We start from the raw sequence: 17580 nt of genomic DNA, 5'->3' as shown, positions 1-17580 counted from the left end.
TAAAACTTTACGTAAATACTTTTAAGATTGCCCCACTGCTTTTCGATTAGATTTAACTCTGGCGAATAAGGTGATAAAGGCAAAACAACGTGACCAAATTTTTCGGCTAACGCTTTTAGAACCTTCATTCGATGAAATTGAGCATTATCCATAATAATCACTGATTTAACACTCAATGATGGTAATAAGTGTTCTTCAAACCATTTTTCAAAAAAGGCACTTGTCATGGTATTTTCGTAAGTCATTGGGGCAATGAGTTTATTGCCAATTTGACCTGCAACAACGGATATCCGTTTATATTTTTTGCCACTAATGGTGCTTTTAACAGTTTTCCCTTTGGATGACCTTGCAAAGGGTCGATGTAAGTAGGTATCTATACCCGTTTCATCAATATAAACCCTTTGATGGTCATTGAAGGTTGCAAGCTTGGTTAGATCGTTTTCTACTTTGATTGGGTCTTGTTCTTTGTAGGTCGTGGTCTTTTTTTAAGTGTCATACCGATTGATTTTAGTGCATAAAATATGCCTTGTGGTGTACAGGCAACGTGTTCTGCTATTTCAAATAAATAGGCATCATTGTGTTGTTCTGCATAGGTTTTAAGTTGTTCACGGTCTATTTTTCTTGGTTTTGTGCCTTGAGATTGGGCGCTAAGTTCACCTGTATCTCTTTGGAGTTTTTTCCAGCTGTATAGTGCTGAGCATGATATGCCATAGGCTTGTATTACTTGGTCAATGTCTTTGCATTTGTCCCAGTACGCCATTGCTTTTTGTCGGATTTCAATTGTATATGCCATTTTGTTAGTTTTCGCTATTTTTAGTCTTGTTTCTATTTTAAATTACTATATTTAACTGCAAAATTTTCCCAACTTTTAACGTCAATGCTAGGTAGTTTTAGTGCTGCTCCGTCATTAACTAAAACATCCTTACCATTTTTAGCTTCTTTTTTAAGCTTTTGGAAATCAACTGAGACTAATTTAATTCCTAAAATACTAGCATTTTTTTCTGGTGCTTTTTTATCATCAGCCCTAGCTGTTAAGTCGTTAAGGTCACCAATTTTTTCTTTTAATATGTCAATTTCTGCAGATGCCGCAGTCACACCATCTTTTGCAACTTTTTCATCAAGTGCTTGTTTTGCATTGGCATACTCATTAAGCGCCGTAACATATGGCTTAATTCCTTATAATGGCATCTTTAATTTCTTTGTCTAAGCCTTGTGTATTGCCAAAATCACCAAGACCACTATAGCGTCCATTTAGATAAGCATAGTCTTTCACTATTTTTTGAATGCTATCTTTATGATATTTTACATTTTCTGTTTGTAGACTTTCTTTATCTTTAAAGTTTTGTTTATTAGAACCTGCAAATTGCGCTATTTGGGTATTTTTTAAGTTACCTAATACAATGTTGGTCAAATGCGGGTTTTGTGATTCTAAAGGTAAGCTTACCATTGCTGTCGCTGCTGAATTCAAGCCTTGGTTTTCAGCATTGATGTTAAATTTAGAATCTTTTTGGCGAATATAAGTTAACTCACCAACGCTAGGCTTTTTATCCAATTCAAAAGCCACTACTACGTTATTCTGAGTAGGGTCAACAACGGTTAATTCTGGCTCTTGAGGCTTTTCTGGTTGAACAGGGTTCTGGTTGAACCGGTTTATTTGCGCCATCATCTGGCTTTGTATGGTCGCTGCCGCCACCACCGCCACAAGCGGTCAAGGCTAAGGCAGAAAGAATTGAGAGTGATAGGTGTGAAAGTTTCATATACATACCTTTGTCAGTTAAAAAATTCAGTCACGTTTGATGATAGTTAGCGCATTTGTTATTAGACTGTTGGTATTCCCTTTTTATTGTCGCTGAAGATTTGAAGATTTTTTTGCAACTCATTGAGGAGGCTTATGCCTGTCATCAGCATCCGCAATGATGGATACTAGAAGCACAGTAATTTTTCGCTTTTGTTTCTCTCGGGTACACTATATAGCCAACTCCCAAAAAATGCGTACAACGTTAACCCAATATCCACTTTTAGAACAGCATCCTATCTCCAAGTACGTATGCTTTTTTTGGGAGTCCTGCTATACAAGTGGTCTATCCATTTCAAGGAGAATATATGAATGATTTTGTAAAGGCGTATCGCGCAGCAACAAAAAAACTAGACTTGTCTGCTTATTCCACAAAAGATAAGCGCCTTGTTCCTGATAGTAAGGCAGATAGAAAAGCTAAAGCCGATGCTTTGGGAGAAAAGCTGAATGCTTTACAAGATGTGCTATACGGTCAAGGGAAACATCGGGTATTGGTTGTTTTGCAAGGCATGGATACTGCCGGAAAGGATGGGACAATTCGCCATGTGTTTCAGCATACGGATCCTTTGGGGATGCGTGTGCAGGCGTTTAAGGTGCTTAGCGAAGCAGAGCGTGCGCGCGATTATCTGTGGCGCGTGCATCAAGTGGTTCCCAAGGATGGAGAAATCGTGATTTTTAATCGCAGTCATTATGAGGATGTGCTAACGACTTTGGTGCATGATGTGATTGATGAGGCTGAATTTAAGCGACGCTTGGCACACATCAATGATTTTGAGCGGATGCTCAGCGAAACGGGGACAACAATTATCAAATTTTTCCTGCATATTTCTAAAGATGAGCAACGCGAACGTTTGCAAGCTCGTTTAGATAATCCGGATAAACATTGGAAATTCAACCCTAGTGATTTAAATGACCGCAAGTTATGGGATAAATTCCAACAAACGTATGCAGCCGCTATTTCTGCTACTGATAATGAACATGCGCCTTGGTACATTATTCCAGCGGATTCTAAATCGTCGCGCGATGTGATTATCTTAGAGATTTTATTAGCACATTTGCAAAAGCTAGATTTGGCTTATCCCGAAGTGGATAGCAGCAATTGGGTAAAAACGGTCGTCTAATGATTCGATTCTTTACTTTATGGTTTTTATTGACGCCACTGATAGCATTTACTGCGCCTGAGGTGATGCTTGCCAAAAATTATCAGCAGCAGGATGTTCGCGGCTGGTTAGCCAGCGAAAAGTTAGATGGTGTTCGTGGCTATTGGGATGGGAAGCAACTCTATTCTCGGCAAGGAAATCTTTTGCATCCACCTGCCCACTTTATCCAAAATTTTCCACCGTTTGCGATTGATGGTGAGCTGTATTTAGGACGAGGAAAATTTGCACAAACGGTTAGCACTATTCGTGGACAAGATTGGCAAGGTATTCGCCTACAGGTATTTGATGTTCCTCATGCACAAGGTGGCTTACTTACGCGCTTACGCACGCTGACGGAATGGCTAAATGCGCATCCTACTGACAAAATCGTTATCATCGAGCAAACACCGATTGCAGATATAAATGCTGCTTATCAGCGGCTTGCAGAAGTAGAAGCCAAAGGCGGTGAAGGTTTGATACTGCGACACCCTGATGCACCTTATTTGCGCACTCGAAGCGATATGATGCTTAAGCTCAAATCTGCTGAGGATGCAGAATGCATGGTCACTGCGCATTTCAACGGCAAAGGCAAATACGCGGCTACATTTGGGGCGTTAGAGTGTCGCGATGAGAACGGAAAAATTTTCCGTATTGGTTCTGGTTTTACCGATGCCGACCGCGCGAATCCGCCTGCTATTGGTAGCATAATTACTTATCAATTTCGCGGACGCACCAAAAATGGTAAACCGCGATTTCCTACTTATTTTCGACCTCGTAACGATCAAGATTTATGATGCAAACTTCTTTAACAATTACGCCCGACTCTGTACGCATAGAAAGCGGATGGAAAATCGCTCTAGCAGCGGAATTTTCTGCACCGTATTTTGCGCAAATTAAGCAAACTTTATTATCTGCCAAGGCAGCTGGTGAAACGGTTTATCCGCCAGGTAAACTTATTTTTAATGCTTTTGATACCACTCCTTTTGCGCAAACCAAAGTCGTGATTATTGGGCAAGACCCTTATCATGGTGCTGGACAAGCGATGGGCTTATCTTTCTCTGTTCCAAAAGGTGTTCGAGTGCCGCCATCTTTGCAAAATATTTATAAAGAACTTCAGCGTGAATATCCCGATTTTACGCGCCCACCGCATGGCGATTTAACGGCTTGGGCAAAACAAGGTGTGCTATTACTGAATGCTTCTTTAACGGTTTTAGCTGGAAAAGCCGGTAGTCATAGCAAAATTGGTTGGCAACAGTTTACTGATGCAGCAATTCGTGCGCTCAGTAAACAAAAGGAACATTTAGTCTTTATGCTTTGGGGAAATTTTGCCAAAGCAAAGGCAAATTTAATTGATACGCGCAAGCATTGCATTCTCACTGCGGTTCATCCCTCCCCTTTGGCTGGCGGTGCTTTTATCGGGTGTAATCATTTTTCTTTAGCAAATGACTATCTTCAATCGACAGGGCAAACGCCTATTGATTGGCGTATTGCTTAAATACTAACTTATTTTGATTATTTGCTTTTTTCTAAAACTATCATTGACAATATCGCAGAAAAGAAGATACCAAAGCTCACCGAAGCACCAAATCCAACAACAACTGGCGTGCTTGAAAACGCCAGTAAGCCAAAGGTTAGCAATGTTGTCGTCAGCGCCATTAGCATACCTGCTAGACGCTGTCTTTTTTCTAAACATAATGACTGATGGATGACAGATTTCAGCGTACTGCCATAAATGGCGTAATCTACGCCGATTGCCATTACCAGTAATAAGCCAAAAATACTAAAAGCCGAAAGCGCAATGCCTAACCATCCCAAACTCGCCACTGTGAATACCACCGCTGCTAATGGAATAGCGAGCATGGTTAAGGCGCGCTTCCATCCGACCCATAATGCTAATAGTAATGCCGCCAATCCGTAAGAAATACCTTTTAGCAAAAGCGATAATTGGCGCATATGATCAAATCCAGCGCTAATTTGTTGTCGAGGCGTAATCAGCTGCGCCCCTTGCATCTCTTTCAATACTGTTTGAATACCCGCTAAATCTTTTATCTCAGAAAGACGAATGACCGCTTGTTTATCATTTAGCAATAATGCCCGCCAAGGTTCTCCCAGTGGTTCATTTAGCGCTTCTGATAAAGCGGTAGGTGCTTTCACCGTGACCATTTTTAAAGCACGAGTAATCATTTCTGGCGCAATCCCCATTTCAACTAATGGCTGCCATTGTCTTAGATTTTGATGCTTTAGCGCTTGCCGAAGCGCGACTTGTTCATCTGTTGTCACAGCAAAATCACTGATGTTGACCATTCCGCCAAGTTTGCCTTGCTCAATGAATGGTTGTAGTTGCGCTTTAACCGCGCGATTTAAGCGAATGAGCGCATCTGAATTTTCCGCTTCCGTCAAAATAAATTCATGGTTAATGCTCTGACCGCTTAAGATTGAAACCTGTTTTAAATCATTTAGAAATACTGGATTAGGGCGCACCCAATCGGCAATATCTTCATGCCACCGCCCTTGCCAAATCCCGCCAATGATAAAGATGCCCAATCCTACCCAAAGCAGCGGACGTTTTATCTTTTTATTCAGCCAATCAATGCCTTTTTCAACGCCAGTGAGAAAGAGGTTAATTGGCAATCTTGGCGCAGGAATAAAGGATTGAAATAAAGAGGGTAGAAAAAAGAAAGCCACTAGCACGGCAACTGATAGCGCAACCGCGGAATAAATCGCGGTCTGTTGCAGAACCGGTAATGGTGCTGCCAATAATAATAAATAGCCAATTAAGGTAATCGCCGTACTAAAGAAAAAAGGTCGGCGCAATGCACGCATCGCTGTTTCAGGACAAAAATTGGGCATTACGAAAGATTTTGCTAACCAATGTAGCGGAACATCCAAGAGTAATCCCAATAAGCTCGTGCCAATAATTAAAGTCAATATATGAATTTGCCCAAAGCATAACAATACCGCTAGGATGCCAGAGAGCATTCCTAATACTGCTGGAATGATGAGTAGCAAAACACGCCAACGCCCAAAAACCAAAGCAAATAATAAAACCGTCGCCAGCAATCCAATGATAGACAACCATTTTCCTTCTTTCTCTCCCTGCACTTTGCCTTCTGCTTGAAATAAAGCCGGCGCAGCAATGGCAATCTTTGCTTGATGCTCGGCGATAAATTTTTTGGTATGTGCATACCATTGCAATAAGGCTTCAGAAGAAACGGTTCGCGCTAATTCTGCTCGTAAAGCTAACCAATAAGTTCCATCGACTTCGGTATAAACACTTCCTTCAGAAAAATCTTGAGATAGATTTCCCATTGTAGGTGCTTGATAAAATCGCGAAAAGCCCAACCAATCTTGGGATAATGGTAATAATGTTGCTGAAAACGGATTACTCATCTCTGCTGCCCATTGTGCAGCATATTGCTCGGGGGCGGCTATTATTTGCTGTCGCGCTGCTGACGTGAGCAAATAGCTGCCTAGCTTTTCAGCACTTTGTCGCCACGCTTCAATTTCACTGCCTATTTGCCATTGCGCTTGTCGGAAAACACCGCTATCTAAGCCTTGTTGACGTAGTTGTTCTGCTAATGCTTTTGCTGCTTCAAGGCTATTTGCCCCAATCATCATCAACACTTGTTGATTCGTGATTTGTTGCTGTTGTGCTAATGCTTTTCTGGTTTCAACTGAAAGTTGTTCACTTTCTGGCAAGAGTTGCTGTAAATCTGTCTGTAAAGTATTCGCTCGCCAAAGTGTCCACAAACTGCCTACTAATACAGCAAACAGTAACAAAATAATGGCATAAGAAAAAGCAGGACGACGCATGATAGACTCATTTGATATTTTTATTCACCGAGTATCATACCGTTAAATCCTTCTTTGGAGATTGAATAAGTTATCCTCATCTGCCACAGACTAAAAAAGATAATCTAAAGATTACCCGCGCTAAAATAGGTTTTTAGTCTGCCTTTTCAGAAAGATAGTGATATAACGATAATAATTCTTCGTGAATACCCGGCAATGCCATCAGATAAGGTTCGCCTTTTAGCAAGGTAACGGCGCTGCCATCTGGTTGACTAAATTTTGCACCAATTTCCGTCAAAATTGCCATTGGTGCTGCCGCATCCCAAGGCATTTGCTGCCGTGTAATAAAAGCACCGACACTGGCTTGCGCTAGCATTCCAGTAACAATTGCAGATGCGCCCACCATTCTCGCACTTAGACATTGCGCTAATGCGGCTAAAGTGAGTTTATCTCCTGCACGAATGGCGCCACCCTCAATAATAATCAGACTATCTTGTAAAGAAACTTGTGGCAAAAGCGGTAATCTTTGCTGATTTAAATAAGCACCCTGCCCTGATAAAGCGCTATAAAGCTCATCCCGCATCACATCATAAACGATACCGATTTGTGGTTGTCCATCCACATAGAGCGCCAACATAATGCCAAAATCACGATGTTGCTTAACAAAATTCATCGTGCCATCAATAGGGTCAATAAACCAAACCGCCCCTGATAAATCTGACAATTTTTCGCTTTCACCAGCACTTTGGCTTTCTTCCCCACAAATGCAATGCGTTGGATAATGCTCACGCAAACGAGCAGTTAAAAATTTTTCCGTTGCCACATCTAATTGCGTCACCAAATCGCGTCGGCTGCTTTTGGTTTGCACACTTAAAGGCTTACGCATTTCACCGCGAATATGCTCACCAGCTTCTTTTACCCAACTCAGCGCCTGTAAATAAGCAGGAAACCACGAATTCATCTCTACCCTCCTCTATTGAGCAGCATCAATCGCTGCGCGAATATCCACTTCTGAACAATCGGAACAGATTTGACAATTGCCTAAAGCAGAGAAAACAATCAAGCGCAATTTTCCTGCCCGAACTTTTTTATCTAAAAACATGGCTTGATAAATATCATCGCTGCTGTATGTATTTTCTATGCGGATGGGTAACCCTGCGGCGAGCAACAAATTTTTTATCCGTTCACCATCTTGCGTTGAGATTTTTCCTTCTATTACCGCTAATTCTGCGGCAATACGAATACCAATCGCCACCGCTTCTCCATGTTTCCAGCGTTTATAATGACTTAAAGATTCTAGCGCATGCCCAAAAGTATGCCCTAAGTTCAGCAAAGCGCGTACACCGTGTTCGCGTTCATCAGCTTTCACCACATCTGCTTTATTTTGACAACAATGGCGAATGGTTTGCGTCAATAAATCGGCTTCTTTATTCATTAACGCTTGAATATTGGCTTCTAAATGTTCAAAAAACGGCAAATCGTTAATCAAACCATATTTAATCACCTCTGCCATCCCTGCAGAAAACTCTCTTGGCGGAAGTGTCGATAAAGTATCGGTATCAATAATTACCGCTTGTGGCTGATGAAAAGCACCAATCATATTTTTACCCAATGGATGATTAACGCCCGTTTTTCCGCCAACAGATGAATCAACTTGCGCCAATAACGTCGTTGGTAATTGAACAAACGCGGTTCCACGCTGATACGTCGCAGACACAAAGCCTGTTAAATCCCCAACAACGCCACCACCTAATGCGACAATTACGCCATCTCGACCAAATCGAGCTTTCATTAAAGCATCCATCACCATCGCGTATTGCGCTAAATTCTTATATTGTTCACCATCGGGAATTTGCACCGCCAATACCTGCTTACCTTCTGCGCGCAAATGCTGTTGCACCCGTTCTAAATAGAGAGGTGCCACCGTTTCATTGCTGACAATGCACACTTGCTTTTGCCAAATTGCCTCGTTTAATAATTCGCGATGATTTAATAAACCGCTGCCAATATGAATAGGATAAGCCGTAGAGGCAGTTGAAGGAAAAGACAAATTAAGCGTTTGATAGGTCATAATCATTCCAGATAATTCAGGTTAACAATACTCAAGCGACATTGAGGTATTGCGTGGATAAAAAAGCCTAAAAACCGACGTCGCACTCGCACACCAAAAATATTCACTACCCGAAAAGTGAGTAAATCAGCGCATTCCTGAGCATTTTCCGCGATTGATAATGTGGTTTCAACTTATGCGTCAATAAATACAAACTGAATGGTGCTACCCGCTTTCATCTGCGCCAATCGTGAGCGCGCCTCGCCCGTTAGCACGCCAATTTTGGGATACCCCCCAATCGATTGCGCATCTTTTTGTAACACAATCGGCATCCCATTATTACTAATCTGCACCGCACCAGCAATAATCCCTTCTGAAAGCAGCTCTCCACCTTGCCATTGAACAGGATTAGATGCTGATAATAGCGTCCCCATTCTATCGCTGCTTTGCACCCGCCACTTTTGCTCGATAAAGGCTTGTTTTGCTGCTTCGGTAAAATCGTCGTATTGATAAGCGGGAATGACTTCAATTTTTGCTTCCGTTCGATTCGGCTGGGCTTGCCAACGAACCCCCTGCTCACTAGGAAACTCGGTAAACGTTTCGCCAAATAATAAACTTCCCCGCCCAAGCCGTTGAGGATAAAGTTCTAAGCGCGCGCATGTAGATAAACTGCCTAAAATAGGAGTTGCCTGAAATCCGCCTTGCACCGCTAAATAGCTATATTGCCCTTGCTTGGGATATCCCATTTTTAGCTGCTGCCCTGCTTGAACACGATAACTGTGATAATTCACTAATGGTTTACCGTCTACAGTTGGCATCGCATAAGCCCCCGCTATCGCTATCATACAATCCGCAAGCACTTCTAAAGCCAATCCACCCGGTGCAATTTCTAATTGCGCGGCATTCTCTGAATTATCGAGTAGCTGATTATTTAAACGAAAACTGGTTTCATCCATTGCGCCACTCACAGAAATCCCACGATGCAACTGCCCAAAGCGTCCTAAATCTTGTAATTGCGTCAAAATCGCAGGCTGAAGAATTTTAAATAATGGCGTCATCAAACCTCTCCCGCTTCAAGTGCTAAAAATTCCTCAGCGCTAATGGCGATAAATTGCACCTTATCTCCCGCACTAAATTCCCCAAAATGCCCTTGCTCTGGCGCATAAAGCACTTTTGGCGTCCGACCAATAATTTGCCATCCACCGGGAGAATTAAGCGGATAACAGCCTGTTTGTCGTCCAGCAATGCCAACGCTACCAGCTTGCACAGGCTTAGGCGTTAAATGGCGCGGCATTTCAATCCGCGCATCAACATAGCCTAAAAAAGCAAAACCCGGAATAAATCCGACAGCAAACACGTCGTAACGTTTACCCGTATGCAACGCGACCACTTCTTCAACCGCCAATCCTTTCGCTTTTGCTAAAGTCGCTAAATCTGGGGCATATTGCGCGTCATAACAAACGGGAATTTCAATACAACGCGGCGCTACTATGGTCTGCTGACAAACCGTATCTAAAATCATTTGCGCGCAGCTCAACAATTCTGGTAACGATACTTTAACGCCACAGACCAACAAACTGGCATAAGCGGGCACCACATCCACTATCTCAGGAAACGCTTTCTTTAAGCCTTCCCCTAAAGCAGATAACCAAGCGGGATAGCTTGCTTGCGCAGGTTCGGGCAAATACAAAATGACCTCCTGCTCGCCGGCGCATTTAGCCGTTAACGTTAATGACGCGCTGCCCATTGCCGCACCGCTTCCACTGATAAAGCATGATCTCCATGCACACAAATCGTTCGACCTTCCGAAACCTCCAAGTCCGACCCATCAACCGCACGAATTTTTCCTTCCGCCATAATCCGCTCAATTTGTGTCACAATCTTATCGGCACTATCGTGCATCGCATCGGCATATTTTCGTGGGCGCAACAAACCGCTTGGCTCATACGCTCTATCTGCAAAGACTTCCCACCAAATCGTTAACCCATATTCCGCTGCAATTTTCTCTTGCTGCTCTGAATGCGCATTGGTGGGTACCATCAGTGCTAAACGCTCACTCACCCCCGCCACCGCCGCACAAATGGCAGAAAAAATCGCCTCTGATTGCAACATATCATGGTTCATCGCACCATGCGGTTTCACATAATAAACGGGAATTTGCTGCGCTTTTGCTGCTTCCATCAATGCTAAAATTTGCTCGCGCACACTTTGCGTTAACGCATCAAATGTCATCGGAACGCTGATGCGCCCAAAATTATCCCTATCGGCATAGCCCGGATGCGCACCAACCATCACACCATGCATTTTCGCAAGCGCAAGCGTTTCCTGCATCACCGCTTCACCGCCTGCATGCGCACCACAACAAATATTGGCACAGTCTAAATACGGCATGATAAGGCTGTCATCGCAACCTTCCCCTACATCCGCGTTTAATAACCATTTTTTCATTACGCCACCTATTTATAGAGGCTTTTCAAAATTATTGTTGTCATAAAGACCACGACGACTAACAACGTCATTGATGAGAGCACAAAAATCATCCTGCTTCACCAAAGTTCGTCCCGCCGTTACCCAAGAGCTTTCTGGTTTAATTGTCTGCGCCTTTTGGTAACACATTTCATAAGCCTTCACAAACGCATCATCATCATTTTTATAGCGCGCAATTTCTGCTTCGCGTTTATCCCCTAATACCCTATGGAATGCGCTACAAATGCGATTAACCAAAATATCGCTGCTATAGCCTTCTTCGCAATAATCACTCCCCTTATTTAACAGGGTTAAATAATCTGTCTTTGCAAATGTATTTTTTGCTGACCCTAACAACGCTTCTTGCCAAATACCGCAAGGCGTATCTCTTTCCGTGCTTAATTTACACAAAGTATTTTTTTGCTTGATAAGTTCATCAAAATTCGTGTTTTCAAAATCTGCTTTTGCTGTATCTATCATTTGTTTATGGTGTTCTTGCATAACATAGCAATAAGCACTTTCTTCTGTAAGAGAAAGCATCCATTTCTGACTACACTCTGATTGTCGATATGCCGATAAATAGGCTTTTAAATCCATATTGCCATATTCTTTTTGGAATTGTGCTTCGGCTTTTGCTAGCATTTCTTTTCTTGCTTGCTCCTCTGCGGCTTTTTCCGCAGCTCGTTGTTTTTCGCGCAAAATGCGACGTGCATTATCTGCCGCCTGACATTCTGCATCGGTTCTAATTTTTTCGACCTTTTCTCTGTCTTTATTCATCGCCGCTTGCATCAAATTTTCTTTGCATTGATTGATTTTTTCCTCTGCTTTTTCAGGATGCGCTTCATAATAGGCTTGGTCTTTTTCTCCACAAGCGCTTAATAGCAGCGTTAATACACTCAAAGTTAAAATTTTTGTTTTCATCTGGTTTCCTTTTTATAAGAAATCAATTCATTTCCCGCATCGTGGTGGGTAACCAAGTGGCTAATTCTGGGAATATCCACAGTAATACTACCGCCAGCGCCAGTAAGAAGAAAAATGGCATGGTATAACGCGCGACTTTTAACAAATCTTTCCCCGTTAAAGCTTGCAAAACAAATAAATTAAACCCAACAGGCGGGGTAATTTGTGCCATTTCTACGATGATAATCAGATAAATGCCAAACCATAGCTTATCAATGCCTGCTGCTTCTATCATTGGCATAATCGTCGCGGTAGTCAATAAAATCACCGATATCCCATCTAAGAAACACCCTAAAATCACAAATAACAGTGACAATGCCAAAATCAACCACCCTGCGGAAAGGTTGAGCGATTGCACAAATTCTGCTAATTGACGCGGTAAGCCAATAAAGCCCATGGCATTGGTTAGCACAGTTGCGGTAACGATGATTAACATCAACATAGATGTGGTTCTCACCGTTGCCATCAGCCCTTCCCAAAAGATTCGCCAAGTCAGGCTGCGTTCTAATAACGTTAAAATCAGCGCGCCAAGCACGCCTACCGCAGAGGCTTCATTTGGAGAGGCAATCCCAACATAAATAGAGCCTAACACGGCAATAATCAGTGCGACGACGGGGAGTAATTTGATGGTTGCTCGCCATTTACTTTCCGTCGCTGCTTCTGTTCGTGGCGGTGCGACATCATGATGAATAAGGCTATAGATGGTGGTATAGCCCATAAAGAGCATAATCAATAAAATTCCTGGAATAACCCCAGCCATAAATAAACGGGAAATAGAAACTTGCGCTGCCACGCCATAAATAATCATCATAATGGAGGGCGGTATAAGCAGCCCTAGTGTCCCAGAACCACCTAGTGAACCAATGGCAAAAGATTCTTGATAGCCCATGCGCTTAAGCTGAGGCAAAGTGATGTTACCTACAGTTGCCACTGTGGCAGCTGATGATCCGCACACGGCAGCAAATAAGCCGCTAGAAAGCACATTCACATGAAATAATCGTCCCGGAACCCGATTAAGCCAAACGGATAATCCTTCAAATAAATTTTTCGATAATCCCGAACGAAAAAGAATTTCGCCCATCCAAATAAACATAGGCAGTGGCGCTAAGCTTTCACCAATAGCGCCCCAAGAAATCGTGGCAATGACATTGCCCCACGAACCTGTATCGGATAGTACATACCCAACAGCAGAAACCAGTAGCAAAGAGAGGGCGACCCATAAACCACCGGCTAAAGACGCAAATAAAACGGTTAATAAAATAATGGCAATAACTGTTGAATTCATGAACCATCCCCAATCAACTCATCGCTATCATGTGCGCGTGGATTAAAAATTTCTGTTAACGTGTAATCAATGAGCGATAGCGTAAATAGAATAGCGCCAATCAATACAGGCAACTGAACCCAGCCCAAAGGCAAAGCAATTTCACCTTCTGTCACATCTTGATATTCAAAAGATTCCATGATTAGTTGATAAAAAAACCAGACAAATCCACTCATCATAACGGTTGCAACTACCCCCGCCCCCACGTTCCACCAACGGCGCATCGGTGTCGTTAATCGACTAATAAATAATGACACTCGAATATGCGCTTGGCAGTTCATAGTATAAGCAAGTCCAAAAAAAGCTGACCATACGGTAAGTAAGCGAATAAAATCTCCTGAAGACGGAATATGCGTATGAAATTGTCTCGCAACCATTTGCGCCACAATAAGCACCGCCACACCGATTAAACAAAGCGCTGCGATTGCGCCCGCGAATAAATAGACGGCGTTCAAAGAACGCCGTAATACCGATTGTTTCACCATCATTTATTGCGCTGCACGGTAAGCATCAAGAATTTTCTGACCTTCTTCGCCAGTTTCTTTTACCCACTCATTGGCCAATTTCTCACCAATTTTTTCTAATCCTGCTTTCACTTCTGGCGTTGGCTGCGCAATATTCATTTTATGCTCTGCCAAGATGGATAGATTTTCCTTATTTGCTGCTTCAGATTCTTCCCAACCGCGTTTTTCGGCTTTTTCAGCCGCGGCAAGCACTTTTTCTTGCGTGTCTTTATCTAATTTATTCCAAACACGCTTACTGACAAAAATCATATTTTTTGGTAACCACGCATTGACTTCCGTGTAGTTTTTCACATAATCCCATGCCTGCGTACTCACACCAGTAATCGGGGAAGTAATCATGGCTTCGATTTGACCCGTTGAAAAAGCTTGTGCAACATCAGAAGCTTCAACGGTTACTGGCGACGCATCTAAAGCTTTTGCAATCTGAGTCGTCAATACATTGTAAGCCCGCATTTTCTTACCTTTGAAATAATCTAAATTTTCAAAAGGCGCTTTGGTATAGAAATTTTGTCCCGGCCAAGCAATCACATATAAAAGCACCACGCCTTTCTCATCGAGCTTTTTCGCCACAACGTCTTTAGAAACCGACCATAGTTTTTGAGATTGCGGATAAGTGGTTGCTAAAAAAGGCAGCGTATCTACCTTAAAAACGGGATCATCATTGCTCAAAGCAGAAATCAGTAACTCACCCATCTGGACTTGATTAGCGCGCACCGCCTTAAAAATTTCTGGCGCTTTATAAAGCGAAGCACCGCTATGCAAAGTAATTTTAATTTTGCCATCGGTGGCGGCTTCTACGTCCTTAATGAATTCTTTAATATTAAGCGTATGAAATTCATTATCAGGATAAGGCGTTGCCATATTCCAAGTATCTGCATTCGCGCTAAACGCTCCAAAAGCAATCGCTAAAGCCAAGATAGATTTTTTCATCGACAGTCCTCTCTACTCAAAAAATACCGTATTGCTTACAATAAAAGGGGAAAAATATTTCTTAAGAAATATTTTCCACTGTTAAGCAAACTTTTTATATCTTGGCAATAAAATGACTTTATTGCAATAATGTTGATGCACTATTTTGTGAAACAAATCCGTCAGCAAATTGTCCATTTGCTCGTTGCCAGGCTTGAAAGGCTTTGCGCGTATTAGCGCCTAAAATGCCGTCTGTGCCTTTTGTATCATAGCCTTGCGCGCTTAGTCTTTGTTGTAACAAACGAATTTGCTCAGTAGATAAAGGACGTTCATCACGAGGCCAAGGCGTTTTTAACCCAGCTTTTCCTTTTAAAGCCTCACCCAATAATGCCACTGCTAGCGCATAATTTGAGGAATTGTTATACACCTTAATCACACGAAAATTATCGCTCAATAACAGTGCTGGTCCATGAATACCGGCAGGTAACCACAATTCTGCCATTGCATTGGCAGGCAAACTGCCTGATACTGCGCGTAGTCCTAAGCGTTGCCAATCTGCAAACGTATGCTTTTCGCCAATCCAATTCGCATCAGCTTGTGCAGGTAATTGAACTTCTACTCCCCAAGGTAAATTACGCTTCCAACCACTACGCGCTAAATAATTCGCAGTAGAAGCCAAAGCATCAGCTTTATCCCAAGGGTTACGAATTCCATCGCCATTCGCATCAACACCATAATTTAACCATGTTTCAGGAATAAATTGCGTGTGCCCCATTCCGCCTGCCCAAGAACCTGTCAAAGGCTGCCAAGGCACATCGCCTGTTGATAATAAACGCGCCAAAGCCATTAACTGTTGCTCAGCAAATTCGCGTCGGCGTCCTTCATAAGCCAAGGTTGCTAATGCATTAACCAAATTGCTTTTTCCTGTTGCTGCACCGTAACTGGTTTCCATTCCCCAAATAGCCGCAATGATTTGCGCTGGAACACCAGTTTGTGCTTCTAAAGATTGTAGCAGTGCAGATTGTTCACGTATTTTTTTACGTCCGCTATCAATTCGTGTTTGTGAGACAGCGCTAGATAAATATTCCCACGGCATTTTGGCAAATTCAGGCTGCTTGCGATCTAAAGCAACGATTTGCGGATTTTCTTGCACATTGTCCAATAATTGATGAAGTGTCTGCTCATCTATTCCTTGCTTTAACGCTTTTTGATAAAAATGCGCTCGCCAATCCTCAAAACGATTTATTGGCAGTTCTGCTGATGAAATAGCCTCTTGAGCAGCAGATACAATCACAGGTTGCCGCTGATAAACACTACATGCCGTTAACGCCGTAACCAATACCGCTGACCATAACACTTGAGAAAACATTTTGCCTCCGTTAAAAACCTTGAATACCTTACTTTTGCTGTAAACTTTGTCGCGATTTTAACTGTAAATACGTCAAATACGCATAAAGCGCCCGAAACCATTGCTTGCGTTCTCTAAGATAATTTGCAGCAAACTTAAAATAATAATAATTCTTAGGAATTTTAGGGGGAAGTGCGGTTTCTGGCGCGTCCCACTGAGAAAGCTTTGCATACTTGCGCCATTCAGATATCAATGGCGAAACTTCTAGCGCAACCTTCCACGGCTTTATTCGCCCAACAAAATGTAAAATAACGCTCTCTTTTCCTGCTAACCGTTGCCGACCAGCTTCATCATTATATTGACGTGGTAAATAAGTGATATCACCATCCAACGCCATGTTAATAATATCTTGGTCATGTCCGATAAACATTTTGGTTGGTTTGCCTCGAAAAGCAAATACTTTTTCTGTATAGCCTTTTTCTATCCAACGCTTGGCATCTACCAACATAATACCGGCATTGATGGTCATGCCAGATTTTAAATTCCAAAAATTGGCAAAATATGTTCGATGCGCCTGCTCATCTGAAATGGGCGCACCGGCAATTGTTTTATCTTGCATATCCCAATCAATCAATGGTGCAAGCTTGCCAATCACCAAAATATCCGCATCTAAATATAGATATTTTGGCGCATAATCAATCATTACCTCTGGCATATATAAGCGCGCAAAAGCCACTCAACTATAATGATGGTGATGAATATGAAAGCCTTGAAATGGCGCCATATTTAAAAAATACAGATGAATAGTGCGTTGATAATGCTTAGCTGTCGCTTTAACCCTTTCAAGATCTGCTTGATCAACACTGTCTGTAAATAAATGAACTTCTGTAACAATATTGCGATTATTTTCAAATAACGAGGTTAACATCACCCCAGCAGGTAAATAAAATTGCGCATCAAAATTCGCTGCAATATGCAAATCAGCTGGTCGATCAGCGTATGAAAACACTTGATGCGATTTAATATAAAAATCCATAAATCATCGAATATTGGCAAAGAGAGGATTATAGCGTTAAATTATCTAAAAAACAGAACGCAATTTATCCCAAAAGTACCATATGAGATATATAGAATATTCTGTTTTTTAGCTGATTTGACTATATAAGTACTTCTAAACTTTACGCACGAACTTGCCAATATTCAAAGGTTTTCGTTTAATAGTGATTCGGTATGAATATTTTATTCATTAAAAAACTTCTGATTGGTTTGAACC

At 42.1% G+C, this 17580-nt stretch carries 17 protein-coding genes and 2 pseudogenes; 3 read left to right on the top strand and 16 right to left on the bottom strand.

Annotated elements, in window-relative coordinates:
- From A5N85_RS16530 to A5N85_RS15640, 4 genes and pseudogenes are all read right to left on the bottom strand, one after another.
- Positions 1–793 (bottom strand): annotated as a pseudogene (locus A5N85_RS16530) (IS630 family transposase); the annotation flags it as partial.
- A gap of 32 nt (positions 794–825) precedes the next feature.
- Positions 826–1095 (bottom strand): hypothetical protein, encoded by a 270-nt coding sequence (locus A5N85_RS07780; protein ID WP_072576728.1) that lies wholly within the window; start codon positions 1093–1095, stop codon positions 826–828.
- A gap of 73 nt (positions 1096–1168) precedes the next feature.
- Positions 1169–1552: a hypothetical protein gene (locus A5N85_RS07775; protein WP_143143216.1), complete on the bottom strand. Its 384-nt coding sequence runs from the start codon at positions 1550–1552 to the stop codon at positions 1169–1171.
- Positions 1553–1586: 34 nt separating this feature from the next.
- Positions 1587–1757, bottom strand: a complete 171-nt coding sequence (locus A5N85_RS15640) for a hypothetical protein (protein WP_169818636.1) — start codon at positions 1755–1757, stop codon at positions 1587–1589.
- Between the two features lie 346 nt (positions 1758–2103).
- On the opposite strand from A5N85_RS15640, the gene A5N85_RS07770 reads away from it, so the two are divergent.
- The 3 genes from A5N85_RS07770 to ung are packed head-to-tail and all read left to right on the top strand — an operon-like array spanning position 2104 to position 4429.
- Positions 2104–2916: a PPK2 family polyphosphate kinase gene (locus A5N85_RS07770; RefSeq protein ID WP_072576726.1), complete on the top strand. Its 813-nt coding sequence runs from the start codon at positions 2104–2106 to the stop codon at positions 2914–2916.
- Positions 2916–3728 (top strand): DNA ligase, encoded by an 813-nt coding sequence (locus A5N85_RS07765; RefSeq protein ID WP_072576725.1) that lies wholly within the window; start codon positions 2916–2918, stop codon positions 3726–3728. The genes A5N85_RS07770 and A5N85_RS07765 overlap by 1 nt, the downstream gene beginning before the upstream one ends.
- Entirely contained in the window at positions 3728–4429 is a 702-nt protein-coding gene (ung, locus tag A5N85_RS07760) for a uracil-DNA glycosylase (protein ID WP_072576724.1), read from the top strand. Before A5N85_RS07765 ends, ung begins: the two co-directional genes overlap by 1 nt.
- A gap of 17 nt (positions 4430–4446) precedes the next feature.
- Here the strand turns inward: ung and A5N85_RS07755 are convergent, their stop codons facing one another.
- From A5N85_RS07755 to A5N85_RS07700, 12 genes and pseudogenes are all read right to left on the bottom strand, one after another.
- Complete coding sequence (locus A5N85_RS07755; protein ID WP_072576723.1) at positions 4447–6747, bottom strand: MMPL family transporter; 2301 nt, start codon at positions 6745–6747, stop codon at positions 4447–4449.
- Positions 6748–6880: 133 nt separating this feature from the next.
- Positions 6881–7687 carry an inositol monophosphatase family protein gene (locus tag A5N85_RS07750; protein ID WP_072576722.1) on the bottom strand — a complete coding sequence of 269 codons (807 nt, stop codon included), beginning with the start codon at positions 7685–7687 and terminating at the stop codon, positions 6881–6883.
- Positions 7688–7699: 12 nt separating this feature from the next.
- Positions 7700–8797, bottom strand: a complete 1098-nt coding sequence (gene aroB / locus A5N85_RS07745) for a 3-dehydroquinate synthase (protein ID WP_245935977.1) — start codon at positions 8795–8797, stop codon at positions 7700–7702.
- A gap of 173 nt (positions 8798–8970) precedes the next feature.
- Positions 8971–9834 (bottom strand): 5-oxoprolinase subunit C family protein, encoded by an 864-nt coding sequence (locus tag A5N85_RS07740; RefSeq protein WP_072576720.1) that lies wholly within the window; start codon positions 9832–9834, stop codon positions 8971–8973.
- Positions 9834–10523, bottom strand: coding sequence for a 5-oxoprolinase subunit PxpB (gene pxpB, locus A5N85_RS07735; protein ID WP_072576719.1), 690 nt, complete (start codon positions 10521–10523; stop codon positions 9834–9836). Before pxpB ends, A5N85_RS07740 begins: the two co-directional genes overlap by 1 nt.
- Entirely contained in the window at positions 10505–11224 is a 720-nt protein-coding gene (locus A5N85_RS07730; RefSeq protein WP_072576718.1) for a 5-oxoprolinase subunit PxpA, read from the bottom strand. Before A5N85_RS07730 ends, pxpB begins: the two co-directional genes overlap by 19 nt.
- Before the next feature lie 12 nt (positions 11225–11236).
- The gene (locus A5N85_RS07725; protein WP_072576717.1) at positions 11237–12163 is read right to left on the bottom strand and encodes a hypothetical protein; all 927 of its coding nucleotides are present in this window, start codon (positions 12161–12163) and stop codon (positions 11237–11239) included.
- A 22-nt stretch (positions 12164–12185) separates the two neighbouring features.
- Positions 12186–13487 (bottom strand): TRAP transporter large permease, encoded by a 1302-nt coding sequence (locus A5N85_RS07720; protein ID WP_072576716.1) that lies wholly within the window; start codon positions 13485–13487, stop codon positions 12186–12188.
- Positions 13484–14014, bottom strand: coding sequence for a TRAP transporter small permease (locus tag A5N85_RS07715; RefSeq protein WP_072576715.1), 531 nt, complete (start codon positions 14012–14014; stop codon positions 13484–13486). Before A5N85_RS07715 ends, A5N85_RS07720 begins: the two co-directional genes overlap by 4 nt.
- Positions 14015–14980, bottom strand: coding sequence for a TRAP transporter substrate-binding protein (locus A5N85_RS07710; RefSeq protein ID WP_072576714.1), 966 nt, complete (start codon positions 14978–14980; stop codon positions 14015–14017).
- A 118-nt stretch (positions 14981–15098) separates the two neighbouring features.
- On the bottom strand, positions 15099–16328 hold the full coding sequence (locus A5N85_RS07705) for a lytic murein transglycosylase (RefSeq protein ID WP_072576713.1): 1230 nt from the start codon (positions 16326–16328) through the stop codon (positions 15099–15101).
- A gap of 28 nt (positions 16329–16356) precedes the next feature.
- Positions 16357–17343 (bottom strand): annotated as a pseudogene (locus A5N85_RS07700) (glycosyltransferase family 8 protein).
- Between the last annotated feature and the right edge of the window lie 237 nt (positions 17344–17580).

The sequence above is a fragment of the Suttonella ornithocola genome (assembly GCF_001889065.1).
Classification (GTDB): domain Bacteria; phylum Pseudomonadota; class Gammaproteobacteria; order Cardiobacteriales; family Cardiobacteriaceae; genus Suttonella_A; species Suttonella_A ornithocola.
The sequence above is the reverse complement of the archived record's forward strand: the minus strand, read 5'-3'. Positions and strand labels throughout refer to the sequence as shown.